Origin of the sequence: Aquirufa salirivi, assembly GCF_045310485.1 — a bacterium.
Taxonomy (GTDB): Bacteria; Bacteroidota; Bacteroidia; order Cytophagales; family Spirosomataceae; genus Aquirufa; species Aquirufa salirivi.
On the sequence record NZ_JBEWZH010000001.1, the window covers coordinates 485,378 to 502,624 of the forward strand.

Genomic DNA, 17,247 nt, shown 5'->3' on the forward strand with positions numbered 1-17,247 from the left:
TGGAATATACTTTCCTAATTCTCAAAATAGATTTCCTTCAAACCATACAAAGGCTTATCCCCCGCATTCGGATTAGAAAAAACAAAATACAAGTTCTGAGTACCTGATACGTTAACTGGCATTTTAGCCTCTCCAGTCGTATTGATATCAATTGAGCCTAGAAGCGTACCACTTGGACTACCTGACCTCAATTCTAATTTACCTCCAGCTGTTTGCCCTGGCATCACAAAAGAAGATACTTGGATCGACTTAATTCCAGTCAAATCTATCATACCAAAATTGGCATAACCTTTATCAGCCGTAGCAACCAAAAGCTCTCCAATACCATCGATTTTATATTTCATGGTCTTTGAAGTCTGATCAGCAGTTGCTGCAGCCACTCGTGAATTACGTAATGTAATTACTTGCTGGCCAGTAGCCGAACCTACTTTAGAACCACCTTTGTCGGTATAGCTAGCCACAAATAAGAATGTACCTGGCTTCCCTCCATCATTGGTCACATATTCCCCTTTTAATGGTTTCGACGTTTTCTTGGTATCCGATAAACTTAGGATAAAACGAACCATTTCTTTGGCATCATCCGATTTGATTTGTGGGTGAGCAGCCATCACTTGTTCTCCCCAAACTCCACCACCACCAGAAATAACTTTCTTCGCTAACATATCTATATTAGCCGCAGTAGCGCGGTATTTCTTGCCCACTTCTGTATAAGATGGTCCAATGGATTTCTTTTCTACCGCATGGCAAGTTTTACAATCCGATAACTCTATTAAACGCTTTCCGTTAGAGAATGACGTATTACTTTGATGTCCTTGCTCAATTAAGGTCTTATCAAATCCTTGTAAGTAGTTGATATTCAACACAACATCTTCTTCCGCAATTTTCTTACTACTTAAAGTGCCATCTTCCTTATCTTCTACCTTCACTTGGTATTTCACCGCTTTGTCATTCCAATAGAACGATTTATTGCCTTCAATACTCACATCTACTTTTGGAATTTCATTTCCTACTTTGACAATGGTCTCGGCTGAACTAACATTACCTTTCGCATCTTTCACTTTCAAAACAGCTTTAAATACACCTGATTTGGTATAAGTGATACTTGGATTAGCCAATGTACTCGTTTGTCCATCACCAAATGACCAGGCATATTTAATAGCATCGCCATCATAATCTAAGGTGCCTGCTGAAGAGAATTTCACTTTTAAAGGAGATGCTCCAACTTTCTTATCTACCGCAATTTCCACCTTAGGAGGACGGTTCCCTCCATTGTATTCTATTTTATACAAGGTCGCCTCCTCGTTTTGTGCAAACCAGTTTGGACCATATTCTAAACCATAGAAAGTACCATCATTGGCAAATTGCATATCAATCGGATGAGAAAACTTCAGCGATGGCAAGAAACGCTCCATGGAATCGAAATCCCCATTTTGCTTCATTGAAACCGTGTAAATAATATCTCTAGCCCAATCGTAAGCAAACAATTTTCCATCATAATAAGCAGGAAATTTTGTTTTAGAATTGGCAGGAAAATCCTCAGAATAATAAACTGGGCCTGCCATGGCATTTCTAGAACCTTTTCCAATAACTGGGCCAAAATCTGGTGAATCTACATAAGGATAGAAAATAAAGGCTTTTTGGGGTTTAGGCAAATGAGAAAAACCCGTATTGTGAGGAGAATTATTGATTGGAGCCTCCACACTAAACTTAGCCCAAGTACTGTCTTTCACAAAATCTCGTTGATTGTAAGATTGATTATTCCCTACAAATAATGGCCATCCAAAATAACCTGCCTCACGAGCCTGATTCACTTCATCATATCCTCTTGAGCCATACTTAGGTGAATTTTCACCTGCATCTGGACCTACTTCTCCCCAATATAAAAAGCCTGTGCGCTGATCAACTGCTATACGGTAAGGATTACGATTACCCATCACATAAATCTCCGCTTTAGCATGAGGCGTCTTCTCTGGGAATAAATTACCCTTCGGAATGGTATAAGACCCATCTGCTGTAGGCTTAATACGCATAATCTTACCTCGTAAATCATTGGTATTCGAGCTAGTAGAGCGAGCATCCCAACCCGCTCTTCCTGGGCGATTATCGATTGGACCAAAACCATTCGATTCAAATGGGTTGGTATCATCTCCTGTGGACAAAAATAAGTTCCCTTCTTTATCCCAAGCGATAGAACCTCCTGTATGACAGCATCCTGTGCGCTTTACCGGAACACGTAATAATACCTTCTCTGTATTCATTAATAAGGTATCTTTCACATCATCGTAAGTAAAACGAGATAAATGCTGTGCTGTATCAGCCTGACCAGTTTGTGGGGAATAAAATAAATAAATCCATTTATTTTGATCGTAATTAGGGTCAATATTCATCCCCATTAAACCATATTCAAACTTATTAAATACATCCAAATTAGCTACAACCTTCGTTTTGCCTTTTTTCGGATCAAACATTTTCAATTTACCTTTACGCTCTGCATAAAAGATTTTTCCTTGATTCGTTACGGCCAATTCCGTTGGCTCGTCCAAATTACGATCTAACGTAATTTTAGTGAATCTATTTTCCTCTGGAAGTACTCCTGTACGCAACTTTTTATTATAGTTAATATCAGCACCTGAAGCCACCCATTGTAGGCCTCCCCATATATGCTTTAATACCAAATCCTCAGAAAAAGATTCATGGGTATGTCCCCAGTTGGTATAAAATGCCCGTCCACCATCAAATTCATGGTACCAAGCCATCGGGTGAAAATCACCCATTTTACCATCTTTATATGATTTCTCATCGACAGTCACCAGCACTTTAACGTCTTTGTTAAACTCTTTGATATCATAGAATTCATCCTTACGATTAAAACTAGCTGGCATGTGAGAAGTAGAAATATGACTTCCATCTACCACGTTCATCTTACCTTCTTGTACATTCGGGCGACCTGGATGTGAGGCAAAATAACCTCCCGATAATTTTCCATACCAAGGCCAATCATATTCCGTATCCGTGGCAGCATGGATACCAAGATAACCTCCTCCTGCTTGAATATAGCGCTCAAATGCATTTTGCTGAGGAGCAGTTAAGACATTTCCTGTGGTGTTTAAAAATACCACAACACGGTATTTCATCAAATTATTTTCAGTAAAAGCAGCAGCGTTCTCTGTCGTATCCACAGAAAAACCTTTTTCAGCAGCCATCTTCAAAAATGCAATTTTGCCAGGTTCAATAGAACTATGACGAAATCCTTTGGTTGATGAAAAAACCAAAACCTTTTTACCTTTGAGTACGTTTTTGTCTTGTGCAACAAGTGAGAACGAAAATAAACAGGCAAGACAGATGCTTGCAAAAATTCGGCCAGAGCCGAAGAAATTGTTTTTCATATGATGTTTCAGTCTTAAATAATTGGTAAAGTTAAATTAAAAGCTTCATTTTCGATTAAATTATTCAAAATTTTTATTCAAATAATACCATGAAAAAAATCGTCATTCTCCTCTCTCTAATTTTGGGTTTCCAAGAACTCGATGCCCAATCCTGCTGCTTTCTCAAAAAGGACGACATGCAATTAATGGCTTCTAATAAAGCCTTCCAACGCTCACATAAATTGCCTAAACCTTATGTACACATCTCAAAAGCTGGTGGTGAAATGATTGAATTCAGTACACCTGACGGCCAAAAAGCCAAGGCTTTTTACATCAAAGCAGCTAAACCTACTAAGACAACCTTATTCGTATTCCAAGAATGGTGGGGACTCAATGATCATATTAAAAGAGAAGCCGAACACTTCTATAGTACTTTAGGAAATGTTAATATCCTAGCTATTGACATGTATGACGGCAAGGTTGCCACTACGCGTGAAGATGCTGGAAAATACATGGGAGAAGCTAATCCAGCCCGACTAGAAGCCATCATCCGTGGTGCGATAAAACAGGTAGGGCCAGAAGCTAAAATTGCCACGGTAGGCTGGTGTTTTGGAGGTGGATTATCCTTAAAAGCGTCTATTTTGGCGGGAAAACAAGGTGTAGCTTGTGTGATGTACTATGGAATGCCTGTGAAAGATGTCACTGAATTAAAAGCCTTGAATACCGATGTATTGGGATTATTTGCAGGTAAAGAACAATGGATTTCCCCAAAAGTAGTCGCAGAATTTGAAGAAAACATGAAGTCCGCCGGCAAAAAACTACAAGTGAAAAGCTTTGACGCTGAGCATGCTTTCGCCAATCCTTCTAACCCGGCATTTGACAAAAAATCGACAGAAGAAGCTTGGAATATGGCCATTGCTTACTTCAAGGAAAGAATAAAATAAACACTTAGGGCGGCTTCTAGAGCGTTTCTTTCAACACTTCAGAGGCTGCCCGATAACCAGAAGAAATAGCCCCGTCCAAATAACCACACCATTTATCTGCAGTTTCAGTCCCTGCAAAATGTATGTGTTTAAATGGCGCTCTAATTTGATGTCCAAACTGAGTCAAGGTATTTGGCCCCATCAAACCTGTATAACATCCACGAGAATACACTTCCTCCGTCCAACATTTATCGATGTATTGCATCGGCATGGAAGCTTGATGACCAAAAATTTTCTCTACGCGTTCTAATATCATTTTTCTGCGAGTCCCTTCTTCCAAATCAATGAAATTTCTGGCATCGTTTCCTTCGACAAAGACCAATAATACGCCTAGTTCCGAATCAGTATGTCCCACATCAAAGGTCACTTTAAGTGGATATTCATCACTCACAATTTGCCCACTAAAACCCATTTCTCGCCAAAAAGGAGTCGGGTAAATTAAGTACACCTTCATGGCCGCGCCCATGGGCATTCGCTGGTATAATTGCGCTTTTTGTTGAGGTAAAGGTGGTTCAAATTCAATCGTACTTATTAATACAGGAGGAATTGTCAAAATACATTTCCTAGCATTTATTTTTAACATTTTTGTTTCCGCGATAATTCCATTTGCTTGTTGACTCAAGCGTAATAATGGTGACTCAAGATGAATTTTGTCCAAAAATGAGGCGGCTATTTTTTTAATTAATCCCTGAGTTCCTCCTTTCAATATGCTTTGCTGAGCCCCGTTTTTAATGGAAATGAGGGTATCCATATTGTCCCCCGATTTGAAATAAAACAAGGCAAATAGCAGCGAGATCTCTGAGGCTTCTGCGGCAAAAACCGTTTGTATGCCTATCTCAAATAAATGTTTTGCTTTGGCCGTCCAGATATGTTTTTCCATCCAAGTGGCCAAAGTCATCGCATCAAATTCCTTAGCTTTTGGGTGATTCCAAGGTTCGGTCAGCGAAATTTGCGCTGAAAGCTTATTCATTTTACTGATGGTAATTCCTAAATCAATCAATGAAATGGGGTCTATTTTAGGAATCGTACCCGTATAAGAAGTGATTTTATTTTTAAACTTCAATAGGTTCTTTCCTTGGTCATAGGTATCATAGGTTTCTGTATGGGTTTCCTTGATCCATTCCCAAACCAAATGCTGAGTCGGACCCACCCACTTAGCGCCCATATCAACCGTCACCCCCGATTCCAAATCCTCAGTCAAGGTTCTTCCTCCTATTCGATCTCGGGCTTCGATCACCATAAAATCTTGCTGAGCAGCATGTAATTTTTTAGCGGCTGCAATTCCTGCATATCCAGCTCCAACGATCAAAATGTCTGTATTAATTTCCTTCATGTTTCATTACCCTATTTTGCCATTTCCAATACAAGAAATATGCGAACGATCTTATGTTGAATTTACTATTCACTTTTTGTTGTTCCAATGCTTTCACCAACCACAAACATGCATCAACAGCATTCTGGCTGAGCTCTTCTTTCTTTTTCATGTCCATACTTAGGGACAATATTTGATCTTCTTCTAGCCAAGTATTCTCGTTTTCTTGTTGGAATAACTGAATTTTAGCATGCAGAGATCGATAATCGCTCAAAGCCTTCCTGTGAATTTTCTCCCATTGCCACCAATAGGAATGATCCATTCGCTTACTGGCCTGTGGAAACACATCGGCATTCAAGGTATTCGTTCCAAAGTAAAAAGGTTTAAAAACCGACAAACATGGTGCGGATGAGCCAGTCAACCAAACGCTTGATTGGGCATTTGCTCTCAACTCAGCCACCATACTACCTGTGGTTTGGGAAGGAGTCAATAGTCCTTGTGCATGCAAACAAATATTTCCCATATCTCCTTGGCATGGCTCAAAATTATCCTTGATTCGGTGGCTTCTCAAAATACCAAAAGCATCTTGAATGCTAAATTTTGGGCTATCTAAAGCAGAAGCTTGAAGCTCACATTGATGTTTACGAGATAGCCCCTTACCTAAAAATGTCATGATGGACTCTGAAAAGGCCCTTTGAAAATCGAAAGGAACACCTTCTTTCATCCAAGATTTTTGATAGGCAAAAGCTTGGGCATCAGGATGTATCTGATCAAAATCAGTACCAAGTGTCAACACATTAGAAATTGCATAAAAAGAATCAATGTGTTTATATGCCCAAAATGGTCCAGCCGTTTCCAATACGTAAGCTGAATGAGGGTCAGCAATCAAAAAACTATTGCTGTAAAACATTCCCTTATCTTGGTAGCCGCCACAAGCATCTTGCCCATATTTGCCCAAGAGTTCAAGGATAATTTCCAAAGCCAATTGAGCCGTTTTCGACTGTTCCAAGGCTAAGCGCAATAAGTCCATTCCAGTCAAACCTGTATTTTTTCGAGCCAAATGCATTTTGGTAAACACAGCTTCATTCCCAATAGCCACACCATGTTCATTGACACCCATTTCTGCACCCCACATTTGAAAAGGCTTGGAAAGAATAACCTCATGGACTTGTTCTGGACAATCCACAGCAATAAATGTCGCCTTTACTCGTTTCTGAGATCGCTGTTGTGCAGGAAATCGAACGATTTGTTGAGCTTCATTCGGCTCACGATCTGAATTTTTAGCTAAGATGGCATTCCCATGTAGGTTTCGATAAGAAGGGCTAAAAAAAGTATCGCACATGTTTGGAAGGTTTTTAAGCCAAGAATTATAATACAAGTATGGAATTAATTTCACGCATCTCAAAATAATTGTTGTTCCTATAAATCTCAAAAATGAGAAGCAGGAATATTCAATCAAAAATCTTAAGTTTGTACTCCATCAAAAGCGCTCAAAGCAATGAAATACCTCGTTCTATTTTGCTTGATTTCTTTCAGTATTCCGGCTCATAGCACGGTAGTAGATTCAAAAGTGGAGTTAAGCTATTCAAGCTCAACGAACAAGAAAGTGGCGAAATATCGTAAAAAGAAAGGTTTTCTTTGGGGTCTTTTCAAAAAGAAGAAAAAAGGCTGCGATTGTCCAAAATTGTAATTTATTTTTTCGTTAATGCCTAGGCTTAAACCAAGATAGGATTCAATGCAGAAGCAGCATCTTTTCCAGGAGCTAATCCTTGCAACCAACGCTGACGGTCTGCTTCTTGATTTTCATTTTGAGGTTCAATGATTTTGGCATCCGCATCCATATAAATGATGGTCATTACTTCCCGCATTTTATTTGAATGATTACCTGGTGCTGCATGCAAAGTCCAACCCTTATGAAAGGTCGCATCCCCCGCTTTCATCGTTTTTTGAGCTACAATCGGAAAATTCTTTTGCTTGACAAATTGACTGATCACCTGTTCCGACTCATCGGAAATATTCACCAAAGGTAAGTTGACATCCTGAGTACCTGAGGCAAAAGTAAGCATCCCCATTTCTTCGTCGATATCCACCAAAGGCATCCACATGGTCACGGTATTTTTGGTATTTAAAGGCCAATAATACTGATCTTGATGCCAAGGAGTTAGGCCTCCTCCTGGTTCTTTGAATAAAGCTTGATCATGGTACAGTCGAACCCGCTCAACTCCTAATAAATCAGCTGCTATTTGAGCAAATCGTTTGGCTAAGGTAAATTCTTTGATTTTAGTATCCTCTTCCCACAAATTCATCATTTGTAAAAAAGCTTTCCCATAGGTATCGCGTTCAGCTAAGGACTTTTGCTTAGCGCGAAAATCCTTAGCCCAGCGATTGATTGCTTCCCGATAAGGCTGCAAATCATCGGCACTCAACACGTCAGGTAAAAAGACGTGTCCATTCATATTAAAATAGGTTTTGTCTGTGTTCTTCAGTAAGTAAGCTTGATCAAGCATCTAGCTAATTTTTTGATCAAAGTTCTACAAAAAGAATCCGACTATCTACCGTGAAATTTGTAAAAATTAATGCAATTTTACCATATAACAATACATATATTGACTAATCTGATAATTTTCAAATAAGATGAAAGCAAGTTTGGAACATTTAGCCAAAGGAAGTGAAGCTTTTTCCTTTGAAATCAAGGAAGTTAAGCAAGCGCGTTTTGATGCTCCCTATCATTTTCACCCAGAATTGGAACTCACCTTAATTATTTCAGGGGAGGGCAAAAGATTTATTGGAAACCAAATAAGTGATTTTAGCCCAGGGGACTTAGTTCTTTTGGGGTCAAATTTGCCTCATTGTTGGCAAAATCACCGAAAAGATTGGCTAACTGAGGATTTGGAAGAAGACGCAGCCCAGGCTTTAGTGATTCATTTTTCTTCAGATTTCTTGGGAGAGGCATTTATGAATAGAAAAGAAAGTGCCGCTATTAAATCGATATTAGAAAGAGCCAAACTGGGATTCTCCATTCAAGGAAGTACACAGGATAAAATCGCTAGGGAAATGTTACTCTTAAAAGGCTTAGCCCCCTTCCCGCGTTTATTGAATTTTTTACAAATCTTACATACTCTAAGCACACAAGCAGCGGATCTTCAACCCATAGAGTCCAGTGAAAGTAGTTATACGCTATCTACGGTTGATTTGGAAAGAATCAATCGGGTATATGCTTATGTCATCGCTAATTATACACATGAAGTCCACTTGGATGAAGTAGCCCATTTAGCCAACATGACAGAAACTGCTTTTTGTCGCTATTTCAAAAAAGTAACCAATAAAACCTTTGTAGAGTTAGTCACAGAATTCAGGATAAAGCATGCCTGTCAATTACTTAGAAGCAGCTCCAAACCCATGATTGAGATTTGCTTTGAAAGCGGATTTGGGAATCTTTCTCATTTCAACAAGCAGTTCAAACAATGGATAAAAATGCCTCCCTTACAATATCGAAAATTGACTTTAGAGTGGCATCAGTAAAAAAACTTTAACGCTGTCAAGGTTTAAAACCTTGACAGCGTTGGGTAAATTTCACTAATTATCCCCAAATCTCCCTTCAATAAACTGATAAAAAACTGATTATTTCTTCTCAGGAAATAGCATGCTTAATACAATACTCACAGTCAAAATTCCAATTATGACTCCTAAAGAAACTAAGGTTCCAAAACCTATTTGCTCCAAATAATGATGCGCTAACATCTTGATACCAACAAAACTCAAAAGCACCCCTAATCCGATCGGTAAAAAACGGAATAGACCCATTAAGTTCGACAAGAAGAAAAATAAAGACCGCAATCCCATAACAGCAAAAACATTGGAAAAGAAAACAATGTATGGGTCTTTTGAGATGGAAAAAATGGCTGGAATAGAATCCACAGCAAATAAAATATCCGTAAATGCGATAACCACCACCACTACAAAAATGGGTGTAATGTATAATTTGCCCGTTTTCATTCGAACAAAAAAGCGACCAATCACATTTCTTTTGTAAACGTTAAAATACTTAGACAAAATCTTCACCACAGGATGATGTCCAGGTACCATTTCTTCCTCACCGTCTTTTTTGACGATAATACTTATACCCGTGTATACCAAAAACGCCCCGAACAAATAAATTATCCAGTCGAATTTTTGCAATAAGGCTGCTCCCAAAAATATGAAGATTAGTCGCAACACAATGGCCCCCAATACCCCCCAAACTAAAATCTTTTTGTAATAGCGCTTTTGAACCCCGAAAGAATTAAAAATCAAAATAAAGACAAAAACATTATCCGCCGACAAAGAGTATTCCACCAAATAACCTGTGATAAACTCCAAAGACATATTTTCCTGAAATACAGCTAGTTGGTCTAAATAGGTGCCCGAACCTAATTGAATCTGTTTGGCATATAATTCTTGAACAACTTGCAAACTTGGCACATCATGAATACCATGAACCATGCCTCCATTGAACCTCAAAAACAGATAAAACAATAGGGCCAAAACCACCCAAGCTCCACTCCAAAAACCTGCTTCTCGAAAAGTCACTTCCGACTGTGGTCCAGTCTTAAAAACACCTAAATCCACCAACATCACTGCCAAGACTCCCACTGAAAACAGAATAAAAAACAAAGTTTCGCTCATAAATATCTAATTTTACACCAAAGCCCAAAGTTCGTAAATCTTTGGCACACATTTTATGTACGAAGGGAAAAAGGTAATTGTTGTGATGCCTGCCTATAAAGCCGCACTCACACTCGAAAAAACGTATAAGGAAATTCCTCACGATTGGGTGGATGAAGTCATTCTTGTGGATGACCATAGTCCCGACAATACGGTTGAAGTCGCGAAGCAAATTGGCATTCAACATGTGATTCGCCACGACAAAAATAAGGGTTACGGAGGCAATCAAAAAACTTGTTATACCAAGGCCTTGGAATTACAGGGAGATATTGTCATTATGCTTCACCCGGATTATCAGTATACTCCCTTGCTCTTAAAAGCCATGATTAGTATTATTGGAAATGGTTTATATCCCGTGGTTTTTGCCTCCAGAATTCTAGGGAAAGGTGCTTTGAAAGGAGGAATGCCCATTTATAAATACATCGCCAATCGTATTTTAACCCTGTATCAAAATATTTTGATCGGTCAAAAATTATCCGAATACCATACGGGATACCGTGCTTTTTCAAGAGAAGCTTTAGAAGCTGTTTCTTTTCAAGATTGTGATGATGATTTTATCTTCGACAATCAAATGGTACTCCAATTATTTTGGAAAAACTTTGAAGTAGGTGAAGTAACCTGTCCCACCAAATATTTTGAAGAGGCATCTTCCATCAATTTCAAACGCAGCTCCATTTATGGATTTGGCGTCTTATGGTATTCCCTTCGTTATCGCTTAGCCAAGATGGGCTGGACTTGGGATTTAATGGGAAAGTAACATTCCCTAACTCCATAAAAAAATCCCCTGCCAGACCGACAGGGGATTTTTGTTTAATTAGCTTACAAGCGAATGGAAAGTCCAACCAAAAAGTTGAATCCTGCCTGAGGATATTGAAAATTCTCCGTAATTACTTTTTGTTCATATACATAACTGTACGTATATCCATTGGATGAATACAAGGTATTCGCCACATTATTTAACAATAAACTAGCTTGTAAACTTTTTGTCCAAGTCGCCTTTATCGGATAAGTCAAACGAATATCCTGAGTCCAATAAGCTTTCAATTTCCGATTTTCATCTGAAGTATTATCCAAATACTGCTGACCCACATATTTAGTTAACAAGCTCGTTTCCAAACCTTTCCAAGTATAAGTCAATTGACTTCCGGCGATGGTCGATGGAGAATAAGCGATATCCGTAGTTCCATGATTCACTATTTTAACGCCATAAGTATCATAATCTGAAATACTTTCTACAAAATTCAGGACCTTGTTCTGACTCAAAGTAAGATTAGCCAGCCAAGTAAAGTGATTGGACAATCGGTAGTTCAAACTAGCTTCTATTCCCATTCGATAACTATCAGACACATTCGTTCTAATGGCCTCACCCACACTATTGACAGCACCTGTCAAGACCAATTGATCACGATACTGCATTCGATACAAATTCAATTGAAATGAATAATTGGAAGCTGTTCTTTCAAAACCCAATTCATAATCCGTCAAAAACTCAGATCGTGGAGTCGTGCCGGGATTGTCGATAAAATCTTGTCGACTAGGCTCTTTACTACCTACTGCCAAAGAACCATACATTTTACTTGATTCACTTACTTGATGCGTCAAGCCAAATTTAGGATTAAAGAAATTATACGTCCAAATTTGACTTATATCCTGCATTTTATCGGCAGTTCCTTGCATGGAATAGCCCACAGTACGGTACTGCAAGTCCAGGTAACTTTGCCATTTAGTGGCCAAAGCATAATTCATTTTGACAAACATGTTCAAATCGGTTTTTTGCGATCTGCTCTGATACCAGCGATGACCCAAATAAGAATTTGGCAAATTGTCGCCTGAAATGACTTCTCCAAAATGCCGACCCACATAACGGCTCCATGCACCGCCAAAAGTAAATTTAAATCCTTGATTCGCATCGTAATTTAAGGCAAAAGTGCTTCCATAAAAGTCATTATCCAGCCATTTCCTTCTTACCAAATTGGTGGTCGTCAATTGGACCGATCCAAGATTGATGGGAGCTAAACCGTATTTCGATAAACTAGCGTCAGCTTTATACTCTTCGTAATAACCTCTTCCATAGGTATAATGCCCATTTAGGTCTAAATTCCAATGAGTCCCCAAGCTATGGTGCGTCAAGAATTGATAATGATCTTGAGCATAATTATCTGTTTGATTGGGATAGGTATAATAATTATAAGTCCTTCCGCTCTCCAATAAATTTTTGGCATCCGCTTCACTTAACCCATTTCGCACTATGTAAGCATTCATTCCTGTGATGTCATTATTCACCCTACTTTCAGGAGTTCCATACCAAGATTGAAACGTTTTTTCTTTTCCAATAAAATAATTCAATCGAAAAAAAGATTTCTTAGCAAAATAAGCGGTCGACAAATACAGCGATTGCAAATTAGAAGACGCTCGGTCTAGATAACCAGTAGAAACCACACGAGACAATCGACCATCGATGGTCCATTTCCCTCCCATTAAACCTGTTCCAAGTTTTAAGGTGGATTTTAATGTTCCAAATGAGCCTCCAGAAACATTTATTTCGGCATAAGGATCCTTTTCAAAACTAGTAGTTTGCATATTCACTGAACCTCCAAATGCTCCAGCTCCGTTGGTGGAGGTTCCTACCCCACGCTGAATTTGTACAGAGGCTACCGAACTAGCAAAATCTGGCATATTCACCCAATATGTCCCTTGTGATTCTGAATCATTCACCGGAATTCCATTGATGGTCACATTCACTCGAGTGGCATCAGAACCACGGATACGAATGCCCGTATATCCAACTCCAGCTCCTGCATCGGATGTTGTCACAATGGATGGTGTGAAATTGAGTAATACCGGCATATCCTGGCCTAAATTTGACTTAGATAATTCTTTAGCCCCCACATTCGTATAAGCCATCGCCGAGTTTTCATCTGCTCGAGTGGCCTTAACAAGCACTTCATCATTCAAAAATGACGATTTCTTCAGTTGTATATTCAGGGATCTCTCCGAGGAATTTAATACCCTAGTTTGGGTTTCAAATCCAATAAAATGAATCGAAATACTCACCGAAGATTGCGTGCTAGTTAATATAAAACGCCCCTTACTATCTGTAACGGTACCTCGCTGACTATCTTTTAGCTGAATATTAGCCCCCCAAAGTGCTTGGGAATTTTCTTGGTCTACGACCGTCCCTTCCCAACGGAAGGTTTTCTGCGCCCAAACTGGCACAGCCAACATAGCAATGACTACAATAAGAAAAATTTGTGTCGTTATCTTTTTCATTTTTGAAAAGTTTAACAACAGGTAAAGGAGTCAAATCCTGTCTGATTTAACATGCTAACCCTTACATCGATGATTTTTTTGAGTTTTCAGCGCTAAAAACTCGACAAAATCCCTTCGTCGGTACTAACCGAATCAGGTTCAATGGGTATAATCTCAGCCCAAATATTTGGGCACCCCTTTTTGTGGATGCACAAAGATACAAAAATTCCTACCTTTGCAAGCCCTAAGAAAAAATTGGCTGCCCTGATTCGGTAGATTATGATTGTAAAAGATTTTATTGCCCAATACCAACACGATGGAATTATTCAAACTCTTTCTTCGCAGATTCATCATGCCCAAAAAGGAAGCAAATTCCATGTAAAAGGCTTATCTGGTTCGTTAGACGCTATCCTGATGGCGGCCACCAAACAAGAAAAAAGACCTTATTTACTGATTTGCGAAGAAAAAGAAGAGGCCCATTACCTCCTCAATGACTTACAGTCTTTAGTAGGAGATGCGGAGGTTTTACTATTTCCGATGTCTCATAAAAAACCCTATGAATGGGAAGAAATCGATAATGCCAATGTATTGATGCGTGCCGAGGTGCTCAACGTACTCAGTAATTTATCATCCAAAGACACTTACATTGTCACCTACCCAGAAGCATTAAGTGAAAAAGTAATCAATCGAAAATCACTGGTTAAGAATACCCTTTCTATTCGGGTTGGTGATAAAATAGATCCCAATTTTGTAGCAGAAACGCTCAATGAATATGATTTTGAGCGAACCGATTTTGTCTATGAAGCAGGCCAATATTCCGTTCGTGGAGGGATATTAGATGTATTTTCATATGCGACAGAGTTTCCTTACCGACTAGATTTTTTCGGTAATGAAGTAGATAGCATTCGAACATTCCATCCAGAAACCCAACTTTCCATTCAGTCCGTTTCTGCCATGCACCTCATTCCAGATGTGCAAACCAAGCTCATTCAAGAAAGTAGAGAAAGCTTTTTGAGTTTCTTCCCAGAAAACAGCATCATTTGGATAAAAGACCAAGATATGCTCTTGGAAATTATTCAAAATTACTTCCAAAAAACACATGATGCTTTTGAAGAACTGAAAAGTCGAGGTGGTGACATTCAACTTATGTCTGATCCTTCCGAACGTTGGGAGAATAAAAAAGACTTTTTGAAATCACTCAACCAATTTACCCAAGTTGAATATGGGAAAAGGAATCACTTGAAAAATGCGGAATCCATTACGTATGCTTCTAAAAATCCTGGGGCATTTCATAAGGATTTCGAACGATTAGCGGGTGCTTTGCTCGATAACCAAACTCAAGGCTACCAAAATATCATTTGTTCCGAATCTTCTCGTCAACTGGAACGATTGGAAGTCATTTTCAACGAATTAAATACCTCGATTCAATTTAAAAACCTGCAAATTACGTTACGCGAAGGTTTCATTGATGAGCAAACAAAAATAGCTTTTTATCCTGACCACCAACTTTTTGACCGTTTTCATCGATTCAAAGAGAAAAACAAATTTTCTAAAAATAAAGCCCTGACCTTAAAAGAATTAAGGAGTTTACAGGTTGGGGACTTTGTTACGCACATTGATTATGGAATTGGTCGATTTGCTGGTTTAAACTTGATTGAAACATCCAATGGTGAACAAGAAGTCATTCGACTGATTTACAGAGATGATGATGTCCTTTCGGTATCCATTCATGCTTTACATAAAATTTCCAAATATTCGGGGAAAGAAGGTGCCCCTCCGAGTATGTCTAAATTAGGTTCTCCAGATTGGGACAACAAAAAATCGAGAGTCAAAAAACAGGTTAAAGACATTGCCAAAGAGTTAATTTCCTTATATGCCAAAAGGAAATCGGCCCCCGGTTTTTCCTTTTCTCCCGATACTTATTTGCAGGCCGAATTAGAATCTTCTTTTTTATATGAAGATACGCCCGACCAAGCGAAAGCGACACAAGATGTGAAAGCCGACATGGAAAAACCACACCCCATGGATCGATTGGTTTGTGGAGATGTAGGTTTTGGAAAGACCGAAATTGCTGTAAGAGCTGCCTTTAAAGCCGTAGCTGATTCCAAGCAAGTAGCTGTTTTGGTTCCTACGACGGTTTTGGCGATGCAACATTTTAGAACCTTTCATGATCGTTTGGCCGCGTTTCCTTGTAAGGTTGAATACATCAACCGATTTAAGTCGCCTAAACAAATCAAAGAAACACTAGATCGAGTAGCTAAAGGTGTGACCGACATTTTAATTGGAACCCACCGGTTGGTCAATAAAGATGTTGTTTTCAAAAATTTGGGCCTTATGATCATTGATGAGGAACAAAAATTTGGGGTGAAGGTCAAAGATCGCTTGAAAGAAATGCGCGTAGATGTGGATGTGTTGACTTTGACTGCCACACCTATTCCGCGAACCTTACACTTTTCGCTGATGGGAGCAAGGGATTTATCCATCATTGCCACACCTCCACCGAACCGCCAGCCAGTGGAAACCAAATTGGTCATATTAAATGATGAACTTCTACGAGATGGAATTAGAGAAGAATTATCCAGAAATGGACAGGTCTTTGTGGTCTACAATCGAATTGGAGAACTAGAAAGTATAGCCAATCGAATATTACGTTTGGTACCCGATGCCAAAATTGCGGTGGCTCACGGACAAATGGATGGTGATAAATTAGAAAAAATCATGCTGGGATTCATTGAAGGTCATTACGACGTGTTAGTGGCCACTAATATCATTGAATCTGGATTAGATATCCCGAATGCGAATACCATTTTTATCATCAATGCCAATAATTTTGGTTTATCTGATTTACATCAAATGCGGGGACGCGTCGGTCGATCCAATAAAAAAGCTTACTGCTATTTAGTAACTCCTTCCCTGGCGAATTTGACCAGTGATGCCCGTAAAAGATTAAGCGCACTGGAAGAATTTTCTGACTTAGGTGATGGGATCAAAGTAGCCATGCGCGATTTAGATATACGTGGGGCAGGGAACTTGTTAGGAGCTGAACAAAGCGGGTTCATCAATGATTTAGGCTATGATATGTACCACAAAATCCTAGATGAAGCCGTTCAAGAATTGAAAGAAAATGAATTTAAAGCCTTATTTGAGGCTGATTTACAGGAAGTTGCAGAGACATTAAAAGTAGATTGCCAAATTGAGACTGATATGCGGGTTTTAATTCCTGATACCTATGTTCAAAGTATTTCCGAACGATTAGCCTTATATACTCGATTGGATGAAATTGATCATGAAGAAGATCTAAACAAATTTATTCAAGAAGTAGAGGACCGTTTTGGCAAATTACCTCAAGAGGTCAGTGATATGACCGAATTAGTGAAATGTCGCTGGAAAGCTCAAGTTTTAGGAATTGAAAAAATACAGCTAAAAAACAATATCCTTAAACTTCATTTCGTTTCATCTGAGACACATCAAAAACATGCTAGTTCCATTGTTTTGAAGGTCATCAATTTTGTAAATGCTCGAAAAGGACAGTGTCAATTGAGAGAAAAAGCAAACAAATTGATTCTTCAAGTAGACCGAATCAGTAGTATTGACGAATTAAATACTATTTTAGTGGATATTTTAGGCTAGTTTT

General features: G+C 38.9%; 11 protein-coding genes and 1 riboswitch. Of the genes, 5 read left to right on the plus strand and 6 right to left on the minus strand.

The genetic code is table 11. The annotated features are described in order from the left end of the window. Positions 1–14 precede the first annotated feature (14 nt). Positions 15–3,386, minus strand: coding sequence for a ThuA domain-containing protein (locus tag U0R11_RS02030; protein WP_406749562.1), 3,372 nt, complete (start codon positions 3,384–3,386; stop codon positions 15–17). A gap of 89 nt (positions 3,387–3,475) precedes the next feature. On the opposite strand from U0R11_RS02030, the gene U0R11_RS02035 reads away from it, so the two are divergent. Next, positions 3,476–4,309 (plus strand): dienelactone hydrolase family protein, encoded by an 834-nt coding sequence (locus tag U0R11_RS02035; protein ID WP_406749563.1) that lies wholly within the window; start codon positions 3,476–3,478, stop codon positions 4,307–4,309. Between the two features lie 16 nt (positions 4,310–4,325). Here U0R11_RS02035 and U0R11_RS02040 read toward each other — a convergent pair whose 3' ends face one another. After that, positions 4,326–5,681: a flavin monoamine oxidase family protein gene (locus U0R11_RS02040; protein WP_406749564.1), complete on the minus strand. Its 1,356-nt coding sequence runs from the start codon at positions 5,679–5,681 to the stop codon at positions 4,326–4,328. Further along, positions 5,668–7,002, minus strand: a complete 1,335-nt coding sequence (locus U0R11_RS02045; RefSeq protein WP_406749565.1) for a carcinine hydrolase/isopenicillin-N N-acyltransferase family protein — start codon at positions 7,000–7,002, stop codon at positions 5,668–5,670. The genes U0R11_RS02040 and U0R11_RS02045 overlap by 14 nt, the downstream gene beginning before the upstream one ends. A gap of 156 nt (positions 7,003–7,158) precedes the next feature. On the opposite strand from U0R11_RS02045, the gene U0R11_RS02050 reads away from it, so the two are divergent. After that, entirely contained in the window at positions 7,159–7,350 is a 192-nt protein-coding gene (locus U0R11_RS02050; protein ID WP_406749566.1) for a hypothetical protein, read from the plus strand. A gap of 25 nt (positions 7,351–7,375) precedes the next feature. Here the strand turns inward: U0R11_RS02050 and U0R11_RS02055 are convergent, their stop codons facing one another. Beyond that, positions 7,376–8,167 (minus strand): phytanoyl-CoA dioxygenase family protein, encoded by a 792-nt coding sequence (locus U0R11_RS02055; protein WP_406749567.1) that lies wholly within the window; start codon positions 8,165–8,167, stop codon positions 7,376–7,378. A gap of 127 nt (positions 8,168–8,294) precedes the next feature. Between U0R11_RS02055 and U0R11_RS02060 the strand changes: the two genes are divergently transcribed. Then, positions 8,295–9,182 carry an AraC family transcriptional regulator gene (locus U0R11_RS02060; protein ID WP_406749568.1) on the plus strand — a complete coding sequence of 296 codons (888 nt, stop codon included), beginning with the start codon at positions 8,295–8,297 and terminating at the stop codon, positions 9,180–9,182. Positions 9,183–9,281: 99 nt separating this feature from the next. On the opposite strand, the gene U0R11_RS02065 is transcribed toward U0R11_RS02060, so the two are convergent. Next, a complete protein-coding gene (locus U0R11_RS02065) occupies positions 9,282–10,331 on the minus strand; it encodes a TerC/Alx family metal homeostasis membrane protein (RefSeq protein WP_406749629.1) in 1,050 nt (349 codons plus the stop codon). 49 nt (positions 10,332–10,380) lie between these two features. Here U0R11_RS02065 and U0R11_RS02070 point away from each other — a divergent pair, with 49 nt between their 5' ends. After that, the gene (locus U0R11_RS02070) at positions 10,381–11,121 is read left to right on the plus strand and encodes a glycosyltransferase family 2 protein (protein ID WP_406749569.1); all 741 of its coding nucleotides are present in this window, start codon (positions 10,381–10,383) and stop codon (positions 11,119–11,121) included. Positions 11,122–11,183: 62 nt separating this feature from the next. Here U0R11_RS02070 and U0R11_RS02075 read toward each other — a convergent pair whose 3' ends face one another. Continuing rightward, positions 11,184–13,634: a TonB-dependent receptor gene (locus U0R11_RS02075; protein WP_406749570.1), complete on the minus strand. Its 2,451-nt coding sequence runs from the start codon at positions 13,632–13,634 to the stop codon at positions 11,184–11,186. A 92-nt stretch (positions 13,635–13,726) separates the two neighbouring features. Further along, positions 13,727–13,822, minus strand: a riboswitch (TPP riboswitch). Between the two features lie 70 nt (positions 13,823–13,892). On the opposite strand from U0R11_RS02075, the gene mfd reads away from it, so the two are divergent. Next, entirely contained in the window at positions 13,893–17,243 is a 3,351-nt protein-coding gene (gene mfd / locus U0R11_RS02080) for a transcription-repair coupling factor (RefSeq protein ID WP_406749571.1), read from the plus strand. Positions 17,244–17,247: the final 4 nt, after the last annotated feature.

Bases quoted from the DNA above. Each gene is read 5' to 3' on its own strand.
- U0R11_RS02030 (WP_406749562.1), bottom strand. From the start codon at position 3,386: ATGAAAAACAATTTCTTCGGCTCTGGCCGAATTTTTGCAAGCATCTGT.
- U0R11_RS02035 (WP_406749563.1), top strand. From the start codon at position 3,476: ATGAAAAAAATCGTCATTCTCCTCTCTCTAATTTTGGGTTTCCAAGAA.
- U0R11_RS02040 (WP_406749564.1), bottom strand. From the start codon at position 5,681: ATGAAGGAAATTAATACAGACATTTTGATCGTTGGAGCTGGATATGCA.
- U0R11_RS02045 (WP_406749565.1), bottom strand. From the start codon at position 7,002: ATGTGCGATACTTTTTTTAGCCCTTCTTATCGAAACCTACATGGGAAT.
- U0R11_RS02050 (WP_406749566.1), top strand. From the start codon at position 7,159: ATGAAATACCTCGTTCTATTTTGCTTGATTTCTTTCAGTATTCCGGCT.
- U0R11_RS02055 (WP_406749567.1), bottom strand. From the start codon at position 8,167: ATGCTTGATCAAGCTTACTTACTGAAGAACACAGACAAAACCTATTTT.
- U0R11_RS02060 (WP_406749568.1), top strand. From the start codon at position 8,295: ATGAAAGCAAGTTTGGAACATTTAGCCAAAGGAAGTGAAGCTTTTTCC.
- U0R11_RS02070 (WP_406749569.1), top strand. From the start codon at position 10,381: ATGTACGAAGGGAAAAAGGTAATTGTTGTGATGCCTGCCTATAAAGCC.
- U0R11_RS02075 (WP_406749570.1), bottom strand. From the start codon at position 13,634: ATGAAAAAGATAACGACACAAATTTTTCTTATTGTAGTCATTGCTATG.
- mfd (WP_406749571.1), top strand. From the start codon at position 13,893: ATGATTGTAAAAGATTTTATTGCCCAATACCAACACGATGGAATTATT.